At 62.4% G+C, this 10,993-nt stretch carries 7 protein-coding genes; 2 read left to right on the top strand and 5 right to left on the bottom strand.

Annotated features, from left to right (window positions below; all coding sequences use genetic code 11):
* Window positions 1-48: 48 nt before the first annotated feature.
* The 3 genes from fghA to P0D84_RS03130 form a co-directional block, all read right to left on the bottom strand.
* On the bottom strand, window positions 49-897 hold the full coding sequence (gene fghA / locus P0D84_RS03140; RefSeq protein WP_408332362.1) for an S-formylglutathione hydrolase: 849 nt from the start codon (window positions 895-897) through the stop codon (window positions 49-51).
* A 79-nt stretch (window positions 898-976) separates the two neighbouring features.
* Window positions 977-2,083: an S-(hydroxymethyl)glutathione dehydrogenase/class III alcohol dehydrogenase gene (locus tag P0D84_RS03135; RefSeq protein WP_028197996.1), complete on the bottom strand. Its 1,107-nt coding sequence runs from the start codon at window positions 2,081-2,083 to the stop codon at window positions 977-979.
* Window positions 2,084-2,334: 251 nt separating this feature from the next.
* Window positions 2,335-3,960: a xylulokinase gene (locus P0D84_RS03130; protein WP_408332360.1), complete on the bottom strand. Its 1,626-nt coding sequence runs from the start codon at window positions 3,958-3,960 to the stop codon at window positions 2,335-2,337.
* A 424-nt stretch (window positions 3,961-4,384) separates the two neighbouring features.
* Here P0D84_RS03130 and P0D84_RS03125 point away from each other — a divergent pair, with 424 nt between their 5' ends.
* Window positions 4,385-5,794 (top strand): nucleobase:cation symporter-2 family protein, encoded by a 1,410-nt coding sequence (locus P0D84_RS03125; protein WP_408332358.1) that lies wholly within the window; start codon window positions 4,385-4,387, stop codon window positions 5,792-5,794.
* Entirely contained in the window at window positions 5,791-6,126 is a 336-nt protein-coding gene (locus P0D84_RS03120) for a hypothetical protein (protein ID WP_408332356.1), read from the top strand. The genes P0D84_RS03125 and P0D84_RS03120 overlap by 4 nt, the downstream gene beginning before the upstream one ends.
* Window positions 6,127-6,207: 81 nt before the next feature.
* On the opposite strand, the gene P0D84_RS03115 is transcribed toward P0D84_RS03120, so the two are convergent.
* Both P0D84_RS03115 and P0D84_RS03110 read right to left on the bottom strand, forming a co-directional pair.
* Window positions 6,208-7,755 carry an efflux transporter outer membrane subunit gene (locus P0D84_RS03115; RefSeq protein ID WP_408332354.1) on the bottom strand — a complete coding sequence of 516 codons (1,548 nt, stop codon included), beginning with the start codon at window positions 7,753-7,755 and terminating at the stop codon, window positions 6,208-6,210.
* Between the two features lies 1 nt (window position 7,756).
* Window positions 7,757-10,978 carry an efflux RND transporter permease subunit gene (locus P0D84_RS03110; RefSeq protein ID WP_408332352.1) on the bottom strand — a complete coding sequence of 1,074 codons (3,222 nt, stop codon included), beginning with the start codon at window positions 10,976-10,978 and terminating at the stop codon, window positions 7,757-7,759.
* Window positions 10,979-10,993: the final 15 nt, after the last annotated feature.

The following is a 10,993-nucleotide window of genomic DNA, read 5'->3' as shown; positions in this document are numbered from 1 at the left end:
CGGCGGCACACCTGCATGCCGCCGCTACTGCTCCGAGCTTTCTCTACTTCAAAGCAACACCTTCGCGTGATGCGCGATGTGGTCCTCGATGAAAGTCGAAATGAAGTAATACCCGTGGTCGTAGCCTTCGTGACGACGCAAGGTCAGCGGCTGTCCCGCGGCCTTGCAAGCGGCTTCGAACACATCCGGATTCAACTGCTCGGCGAGGAACTGATCCGCCAGCCCCTGATCGACCAGAATTCCTTCCGCGAATTTGCGCGATGCGTGAGCAACCAGTTCGCTCGAGTCGTACTGCTTCCAGGCTTCACGGTCTTCGCCAAGATACCCGCTGAACGCCTTCACGCCCCACGGGCATTGCGAAGGCGCGGCGATCGGCGCGAACGCCGACACCGACCGATAGATCTCCGGATTGCGCAGCGCCAGCATTAACGCGCCGTGTCCCCCCATCGAATGCCCGAAGATGCCCAGACGCGCACCGTCCACCGGCAGATTCGCCAGCACCGTTTCACGCAGTTCGTCGCGCACGTACGAGTACATTCGATAGTGCTTCGCCCATGGCTGCTGCGTCGCGTCGACGTAAAAGCCCGCGCCCACGCCGAAGTCCCACGCCGCGCTTTCACCCGGCACGCCCGCACCGCGCGGACTGGTGTCCGGCGCGATCAGCGCGATGCCGCGTTGCGCGGCGAAGCGCTGCGCGCCCCCTTTGATCGGAAAGGTTTCTTCGGTGCAGGTCAGACCGGCGAGATAAAACAGCGCGGGCACATTCGCATTGGCCTGCAAGGCCTGCGGCGGCAGATACACCGAGAAACGCATCGGCAAACCAACGGTCTGCGAGTCGTGCCGGTAGATCCGCTGCTCGCCGCCATGGCAGGCATGCGACGACAATAGTTCAAGCATCCACATGCTCCTTTCTGTGCTGGGTCGGTCCCGTATTAGTGCTGCATTGGCGCCGCATTGATGCGGCGTTAGTGGCGCGTTAGTACAGCACGACCGAGCGGATCGACTCGCCCTTCTTCATCAGATCGAAGCCTTCGTTGATGCGTTCGAGCGGCAAGCGATGCGTGATCAGATCGTCGATATTGATCTTGCCTTCCATGTACCAGTCGACGATCTTCGGCACGTCGGTGCGGCCGCGCGCGCCGCCGAACGCCGATCCTTTCCACTCGCGGCCCGTCACCAGCTGGAACGGACGCGTGCTGATTTCCTCGCCCGCCGCCGCCACGCCGATAATGAACGACTGGCCCCAGCCCTTGTGCGTGCACTCCAGCGCCTGACGCATCACCTTGGTGTTGCCGATGCATTCGAACGAGTAGTCCGCGCCGCCATCAGTGAGTTGCACGATATGGTCGACGACGTTTTCCACTTCATTCGGGTTGATGAAGTGGGTCATGCCGAACTTCTTCGCCAGCTCGACGCGGCCCGGATTCAGGTCGACGCCGATGATCTTGTCCGCGCCCACCATCTTCGCGCCCTGGATCACGTTCAACCCAATGCCGCCGAGACCGAACACCACCACGTTCGCGCCCGCTTCAACCTTCGCCGAATAGACGACAGCGCCCACGCCCGTCGTCACGCCGCAGCCGATGTAGCAGATCTTGTCGAACGGCGCGTCTTCACGCACCTTCGCGACCGCGATCTCCGGCACGACGATGTAGTTCGAAAACGTGGACGTGCCCATGTAGTGAAACAGCGGCTTGCCGTCCAGAGAGAAACGCGACGTGGCGTCGGGCATCAGACCCTTGCCTTGCGTCGAACGGATCGCCTGACAGAGATTGGTTTTGCGCGACAGACAGAATTTGCACTGGCGGCATTCCGGCGTGTACAGAGGAATGACGTGATCGCCCTTCTTCAACGTGCCGACGCCAGGACCGACGTCGACAATCACGCCCGCGCCTTCGTGGCCGAGAATCGCCGGAAAGATGCCTTCAGGATCCGCGCCCGAGAGCGTGTAGTAGTCGGTGTGGCAGATGCCGGTCGCTTTCACTTCGATCAGTACTTCGCCGGCGCGCGGCCCTTCCAGATCCACTTCTTCGATCGTCAACGGGGCGCCTGCTTTCCATGCGATTGCTGCTTTGGTTTTCATCGTGAATGCTCCTATGAGACTGTGAATGCGTGGCGCGTCGCGGTGCGATATTGCGCGACGCGCCGTTGACTGTCGACCAATGCGGTCCGCGTGCTGCCAATCGGACGCAGCGCTTAATTTGCGGGTCGGGCAGCGGACCAATTCTGCCGCTGCTGCAGGGACCAAGGTGCCGACGCACAATGTAGCGCGCGAAAGCCGTCATGGTATTGCAAAGTGCGCCGCGGCATTGTTCGTACGTAACATCGGTTCGCTTACGGATACGGAGCCTTGCCGAACCATGTTTCGACGCGGCCATACAAATCGAGAAAGCGCGCATAACGTTCGGCGAGCGCCGTATCGCCTTGCGGCCCGGCAACGCGCGTCGCGCCTGGCGCAAGTGTGACGAGATCGCCCGCGTGCCAATATCCGCTCGCCAATCCGCCGAGAATTGCAGCACCGCGTGGCGCCGCGTTCGGACAATCGACCGCGTGAAGTTCAACGTTCAGCGCATCGGCGAGCAATTGCCGCCAGCGCGTATCGACTGAGCCGCCGCCCGCGAGCTTCAATGACGTCACCGTCGCGCCGCTCGCGCGGATCGCGTCGAGCCCGGCACGCAGCGAGAACGCGACGCCCTCGAATGCGGCGCGCATCATCGCGCCGCGCGTGTGATCGAGCGCCAGGCCGAGCCAGCCGCCACGCGCGGCCGGGTTGAGCCAAGGGGTACGTTCGCCGGTGAGGTATGGCAGGAAGGTGAGCCCTGTCGCAGCGCTGGAATTAGCGCCTGTTGCATCGCCAAGGGCACCACCCGACAGGTTGCCTGTGGCACTGCCAGATGCATGGCCAATCGCGCCGCTGGACGCACCGTTGAGCGCGCCGTCCGGTATGTTGCCCGGAGCACTGACAGATGCATTGCCGAACGCAGTACCCGACGCACCGCCGAACGCGCCGCCCGAAAAGTCGCTCGCGACACTGCCGAACGCATCCCGATAGGCATCAGCCCATTCATACGACAGCCAGCCACGCACGCGTTCAAGCGCGACGCCGACGTTTTGCATCGCCGCCATCCGATACCAGTGATCGCTCGCCGCTCGATAGCGATGCAGGCCCCGTATCGCTTGCGGCGCCTGTTCGGCGAGCACGACGATTTGGCCGCCGGTGCCGGTGGTGAGTAACGCGTCGCCATCGCGCGCGAGACCGCTGCCGAGTGCCGCGCATGGCGTATCCGCAGCGCCGATCGCTAGCACGATGCCGGCGCGCAGACCCAGTTCCTGCGCGGCTTGCCGCGACAAAATGCCGCCCGCCGCATAGGACGGCGCGAGCGGTGCAAACCATTCATGCGGTAATTCGAGCCGCTCGAGCAGCGCTCGATCCCACACACCGGCGGGATCGGCAAGCGCGGTCGCGCAGGCGTCGGACGGATCGGTTGCGACCGCGCCGCCCAGCGCGACACGCAGCCAATCTTTCGGTTGCAATGCCCAACGCGTCTTCTGCGCGGACTGCGGTTCGTTCTGCACGATCCAACGTAACAAGGGACCGGCCATGCCCGGCGCAACGGGATTCGGCTGCGGCTCGGGCCACTGATCGAGCAAGCCCAATGCACGCGTGTCCGGCCAGAGCATCGCGGGGCGCACGGCTTCGCCATCGGCGTCGATCAGCACGACACCATGCATCTGCCCGGAGAAGCCGATGGCCTGCACGTCGCCTCGCAACCCGGCAGGTAAGCGCGCCGCCGCTGCGCATAGCGCGCGCCACCAGGTTTCCACCGAAGTTTCCGCCCAACCCGGATGCGGCGTTTCGAGTGCATAAGCGACACCCGCCGCAGCCAGCTCGCGGCCGTTTTCATCGATGATTGCTGCTTTGAGGGAGCCGGTGCCGAGGTCGATGCCAAGAAAACTCATGGGCGATAGAACGTCAATTTGAGGCGGGTGATAAGCACGCAAAAGGTGCCCGGAACGGCGTGCCTTCAACCGCCGCTGCATCACTTTGGAAGCGCGCCCGAATGCACACGGAAAACCCGGAATCGCGGGTTAACCCCGCCGCGCCGCGAGCTGCATGAAAACAGCACTATGCGGCGAGCGAGATACACCTCATTGATTCTCACACATATCTCGTTAAGGCGGGCGCGCCCTGCTCATGGACCGCACCGCCGCTGCGCGGGACTTAGCGCCGATTTGTCCGGTGCGCGGATTTCGTTTTGCTTTCAAATGGGCCTCATGCATATCGTCACCGGGAATGCCGGAATAGGCCCCAGTGGTCTTGTTGCACTTTTTCGTTCCGCATACCTTGGAGTCATCCCAAAACGAGATGGTGGAGAGAGACAAAATGCAATCGAACACGGTTCACCCGTGCGACGAGCGACTGCCCGCAGGCCAGTTGCTCACGCTCGGCATCCAGCACGTTTTGGTGATGTACGCAGGCGCAGTTGCGGTGCCGCTGATCATCGGTGCGGCGCTCAAATTGCCGAAAGACCAGATCGCGTTTCTGATCAGCGCCGATCTGTTTTCCTGTGGGATCGCCACGCTGATTCAGACCCTGGGTCTGTGGATCTTCGGCATCCGTCTGCCGGTCATCATGGGCTGCACCTTCGCGGCCGTCGGTCCGATGGTCGCGATCGGCACCAATCCGTCGCTCGGCATTCTCGATATCTTCGGCTCGACGATCGCGGCCGGGGTGATCGGCATTCTTCTCGCGCCAGCGGTCGGCAAGTTACTGCGCTTTTTCCCGCCGGTGGTGATCGGCGTGGTGATCTCGGTGATCGGTCTGTCGCTGATGGAAGTGGGCATCAACTGGGCGGCCGGCGGTGTGGGCAATCCCGATTACGGCAACCCGATCTACCTCGGGCTGTCGCTGGTGGTGTTGATGCTGATTCTGCTCATCAACAAGTTCGCCAAGGGCTTCGTCGCCAATATCTCCGTGCTGCTCGGCATCGTGGCGGGTTTCGTGATCGCGCTGGCGCTCGGCCGCGTCAACATGGAAGGCGTCACGCACGCGCCATGGGTTGGCTTCGTGATGCCGTTCCACTTCGGCCTGCCGCATTTCGATCCGCTCGCGATCGCAACGATGGTCACGGTGATGTTCGTTACCTTCATCGAATCGACCGGGATGTTCCTCGCCGTTGGCGATATGGTCGATCGTCCGGTGGATCAGAAGACGCTGGTGCGCGGCCTGCGCGTCGACGGTCTGGGCACGTTGATCGGCGGCATCTTCAACTCGTTTCCGCATACCTCGTTCTCGCAGAACGTCGGCCTGATCGGCGTGACGGGGGTGAAGAGCCGCTTTGTCTGCGCGATGGGCGGTGTGATTCTGGTGCTGCTGGGTCTGTTTCCGAAGATGGCGCAGGTGGTGGCTTCGGTGCCGGCCTTCGTGCTGGGCGGCGCGGGCATCGTGATGTTCGGCATGGTCGCGGCGAACGGTATCAAGGTGCTGGCCAAGGTCGACTTCGTGAAGAACCATCACAACCTGTTCATCGTCGCGGTGAGTATCGGTATGGGTCTGGTGCCGGTGGTGTCGCCGCAATTTTTCTCGAAGCTGCCGCCGGCGCTGTCGCCGCTGTTGCATAGCGGGATCCTGCTGGCTTCGGTATCGGCGGTGGTGCTGAATCTGATCTTCAACGGTGTGAAGAGCGAGAAGAAGGCGCAGTGCGAAATTCGCAAGGCCGGGCATGATTTCGACGGACGCGGCGGTAATGAGCCGCCACGCGACGAAATGCTGCGGGCGATCGATTTGCAGTGAATTTTGGGAACCGGGGCCACGCGACTGGCGTCGGTGAGGTGCTTGAGGTGCTTGAGGTGCTTGAGGTGCTTGAGGTGCTTGAGGTGCTTGAGGTGCTTGAGGTGCTTGAGGTGCTTGAGGTGCTTGAGGTGCTTGAGGTGCTTGAGGTGCCTGAGGTGCCTGAGGTGCCTGAGGTGCCTGAGGTGCCTGAGGTGCGCGAGGTGCGCGAGGTGCTTAAGTGCTTGAGGTGCACGAGGGTTGCTGAAGTCACGCGCATTCAGCGCACCAAACAAAAACGCCACGGCATGCCGTGGCGTTTTTTTGTTACCGGTTGGACAGAGCAGCCTTTCTGAAACCGTGAAAACCGGCCTGTCACACCCCGTTGCATGGGGCGGCTTCCGAGGAAACGAAACGCGCCTTGCGCCCCGCCAGACTCAGCCCGCCGTCGCCGCCGAAGCTGCAACCGGCGCACTGGCCGCGCCGTAATCGACCGGCGCGTCGGCCGGACGCGGCTGTTCGCCGCTCCGCTCGATCCAGCCGCCGCCGAGTGCCTGATACAGCGTGACCAGGTTCTGCAGACGCTCCATGCGCGCGGTAGTCAATAACAGTTGCGCCGCATACAGATCGGTCTGCGCGGTCAGCACCGACAGGTAGCTGTCGACGCCGTTCGTATAACGCAGATTCGACAGATCCAGCCGGCGTTGTTCCGCAAAGGTATCGCGCTCCAGCGCCTGGATTTGCTGATCGTACGTGCCGCGTGCCGCCAGCCCGTCCGCCACTTCGCGGAAGGCCGTCTGGATCGCCTTTTCGTACGTGGCAATCTGGACTTTCTTCTGGATGTTGGCGAGATCGAGATTGGCCAGGTTCTGACCGCCCTCGAAGATCGGCAGCGTGATCGACGGCGCGAAGCTCCATGCCGCCGAACCCGGTTTGAACAGACCGCCGAGCGTCGGGCTCAGTGTTCCGAAACTGCCGGTCAGCGAGACCTTCGGGAAGAACGCCGCGCGCGCCGCGCCGATATTCGCGTTGGCCGCGAGCAGATTCTCCTCGGCCTCCATGATGTCCGGACGACGCGTCAGCAGATCGGACGGCAAACCAGCCGGAATATCCGTCAGGAGATTCTGGTCGTTCAACGTTAGACCCGGCGGCAAATCGGCGGGCAGCGGTTCGCCGACCAGCAGCACCAGCGCGTTTTCAGCCTGCGCCCGCAGACGTTCCTGCGACTGCAGATTCGCGCTGGCCGTCTCGACCACAGTTTGCGACTGGCGCAGATCGAGCTCGGAGCCGGTGCCGTTGTCGAACTGCAGCTTGACGATCCGATACGATTCCTCCGAGGTCTTCAACGTGTTCTGCGTGACCTTCAGAAGATCGTCCAGTTGCAGCACCGTCAGATACTGATTCGCCACCTGCGAGACCAGCGAGATTTCCGCCGCCTTGCGCGCCTGAGCAGTTGCCAGGTACTGCGCCAACGCCTGGTCCTTCAGGCTTTGAATCCGCCCGAAGAAGTCGATTTCCCACGAGGCGTTCAGGCCGACCGAGTACGAGTTGGTAATCGTTTGGTTAAAGAACGACAGGTCTTTCGGCGTGCGCTGTTTGCTTTGCGAAACTGCGGCGTCGAGCGTCGGCAACAGCTGCGCCCGAACGATGCGGTACTGCGCCGCCGACGCCTGCATGTTCAACACCGACACACGCAGATCGCGGTTGTTCTTCAGCGCGATCTCGATGATCCGCTGCATGCGCGGATCGACGAAAAAATCACGCCAGCCGATATCCGCCGCCGCCTGACCGCCAGCGCTGCGCGCCGCGGTCGACATGCCCGTCTCCCCCGGGCCCGGTTGGGTCGCGCCCGGCTGCGTGTCATACACGCCGCCGGTCGGGAAGGTGCTCGTCACGGGTTCGGCCGGGCGCTGGTACTTCGGCGCCATCGTGCAACCCGCGGCGAACAGCGCTACCGCCACTGCAATCAAAGAGTGTTTTTGCATCTCAATGTCCGTCCTTGCCCGAGCCTTGATCAGTCGACCCGCCGGCCGACCCGCCACCTTGCGGATCATGCGGATGGTGCTGGTTATAGTGTTCGAGCGCCTCATCCGGGTCTTCCTTCTCGCCGCCGAACTTCGCGCGGATCACGACGAAGAACATCGGGATCATGAAAATCGCGAGGAAGGTCGCCGTCAACATCCCGCCGATCACGCCGGTACCGATCGCGTGCTGGCTCGCCGAGCCGGCGCCGTTACTGATCGCGAGCGGCATCACGCCGAGAATGAATGCGAGCGAGGTCATCAGAATCGGACGCAACCGCAGACGCGCTGCTTCGAGCGCGGCCTCGATCGGCCCCATTCCTTCGCCCTGCTGCAACTCGCGGGCGAATTCCACGATCAGAATCGCGTTCTTCGCCGACAGCCCCACTGTGGTCAACAGACCCACCTGGAAGAACACGTCGTTCTCCAGCCCGCGCAGGGTAGCGGCCAGCAGTGCGCCGATCACGCCGAGCGGCACCACCATGATCACCGAGAACGGGATCGACCAGCTTTCATACAGCGCCGCGAGACAGAGGAACACGACGAGGATCGAGATGCCGTACAGAATCGGCGCCTGCGAACCCGACTGGCGTTCCTGCAGCGACAGGCCCGTCCATTCGTAGCCGACCCCCGCCGGCAGCTTCGCCACGAGTGCTTCCATGGCCGTCATGGCCTGACCGGTCGACTTGCCCGCTGCTGCCGCCCCCTGGATTTCCACTGCCGAAATACCGTTGTAGCGCTCGAGCTTCGGCGAACCGTAGGTCCACGTGCCGCTGGCGAACGACGAGAACGGCACCATGCCACCGGCCGTATTGCGCACGTACCAGGCATTCAGGTCTTCCGGCTTCATGCGGAACGGAGCATCGCCTTGCAGATACACCTTCTTGATCCGGCCATCGGTATCGAGGAAGTTGTTCACGTATTGCGACGCCCACGCGATCGAGAACGTCTGGTCGATCGCCGACAACGACACGCCGAGTGCCGAAGCCTTCTCGTGGTCGATGTTGACCGTGAACTGCGGCGTGTCGTTCAGGCCGTTCGGACGCACCTGAGCCAGCGTCGGATCTTTCGCCGCCATGCCCAGCAACATGTTGCGTGCTTCCATCAGCTTTTCGTGGCCAATACCCGCGCGATCCTGCAGTTCGAAGTCGAAGCCCGCAGCCGTGCCGAGTTCAGGAATCGACGGCGGATTCACCGGATACACCAGCGCGTTCTTGTAGCCCGCGAAGTGCATGAACAGACGGCCCACCAGCGCCTGCACCTTCTGATCCGAGTGCTGACGTTGCGAGTAATCCTTCATCCGCACGAACACGAGACCCGCATTCTGGCCGCGGCCCGCGAAGCTGAAGCCGTTCACCGTGAAGGTCGATTCGACGATGCTCTTCTCGTCGTTGAGCAGGTAGTCGGAAATGTCCTTCAGCGCGCGCGCCGTGGTTTCCTGCGTCGAGCCGGACGGCGTTTGCACCAGCACGAACATCGTGCCCTGGTCTTCGTCAGGCAGGAACGACTTCGGCAACTTCACGAACAGCAGGCCGACCGCGAAGATCACCACCATATAGATGATCAGCCAACGGCCCGAGCGCTTGATCACGTGGTGAACGCCCGAGTGATACTTGTCGCGGCTCTTGTTGAAGGTGCGGTTGAACCAGCCGAAGAAACCCGTGGTTTTTTCCTGGTGCCCCTTTTCGATCGGCTTGAGAATCGTCGCGCACAAGGCCGGCGTCAGAATCAACGCAACCATGACGGACAGCACCATCGCCGCCACGATCGTCAGCGAGAACTGCCGGTAAATCGCGCCGACCGAACCGCCCGAAAACGCCACCGGCACGAACACCGCCGACAGCACGAGCGCCACGCCGACCAGTGCGCCGGTAATCTGGTCCATCGCCTTGCGGGTCGCATCTCGAGGCGATAAACCCTCCTCCTGCATCACCCGCTCGACGTTTTCCACCACCACGATCGCATCGTCCACCAGCAAACCGATCGCCAGCACGAGCCCGAACATGGACAGCGTGTTGATCGAGAAGCCCACCAGACCCATGATCGCGAACGTGCCCAACAGCACCACCGGCACGGCGATCGTCGGGATCAGCGTGGCGCGCAGGTTCTGCAGGAACAGGTACATGACCAGGAACACCAGCACGATACCTTCGAGCAGCGTCTTGACCACTTCTTCGATCGACAGGCGCACGAACGGCGTGGTGTCGTACGGATATTGCACGACGAGGCCGTGCGGGAAGTACTTCGACAGTTCCGCGACCTTCGCGCGCACCGCCTTGGCCGTGGCCAGAGCGTTAGCGCCCGTGGCGAGCTGAATACCGAAGCCTGCCGTCGGCTGACCGTTGTACTTGGTGTCGAAGTTGTAGTTTTCGCCACCGAGTTCGATACGGGCTACGTCCTTGATACGGACTTGCGAACCATCCGGGTTCACCTTGAGCAGCACGTTGCCGAACTGTTCAGGCGTATTCAGCAGCGTGGCCTCCGTGATGGTGGCCTGCAGCACCTGCCCCGGCACCGACGGCGTGCCGCCAAGCGAACCGCCCGCGACCTGCACGTTCTGCGCCTGCAATGCCGTCTGCACATCTACCGGCGTGAGGCCGAAGTTGGTCAGCTTGTTCGCATCCAGCCAGATCCGCATTGCATACTGCGAGCCGAACAGCGTTACCGTACCCACACCGTCGATCCGGCTGACCGGGTCTTCGACGTTCGACGCGACGTAGTTCGCCAGATCGTACTTGCTCATGCTGCCGTCTTCGGACACGAACGCCATCACCAGCAAGAAGCTGCTGCTCGACTTCGTGACCTTGGTGCCCAGCTGCTGCACGGCTTGCGGCAACAGCGGCGTGGCGAGCTGCAGCTTGTTCTGCACCTGCACCTGCGCGATGTCAGGATTGGTGCCGGCTGCGAACGTCAGCGTGATGGTTGCCGTACCCGAGTCGTCCGACGTGGACGACAGATACAGCAAGTGGTCGAGACCACTCATCTGCTGTTCGATCACCTGCGTGACGGTGTTTTCCACCGTCTTCGCCGATGCGCCCGGGTACGTTGCGCTGATCTGCACGGCCGGCGGGGCGATGGTCGGGTATTGCGCGATCGGCAATGTAAACACCGACGCGATACCCGCGAGCATCAGAATAATGGCGATCACCCATGCAAAAATTGGGCGATCGATAAAGAACTTTGCCATGAGGCGGGCTCCCTG

It is taken from the genome of Paraburkholderia sp. RL17-337-BIB-A (assembly GCF_046025895.1).
GTDB lineage: Bacteria > Pseudomonadota > Gammaproteobacteria > Burkholderiales > Burkholderiaceae > Paraburkholderia > Paraburkholderia fungorum_C.
Note: the sequence above shows the minus strand (reverse complement) of the source record. Positions and strands in the feature narration are given on the sequence as shown.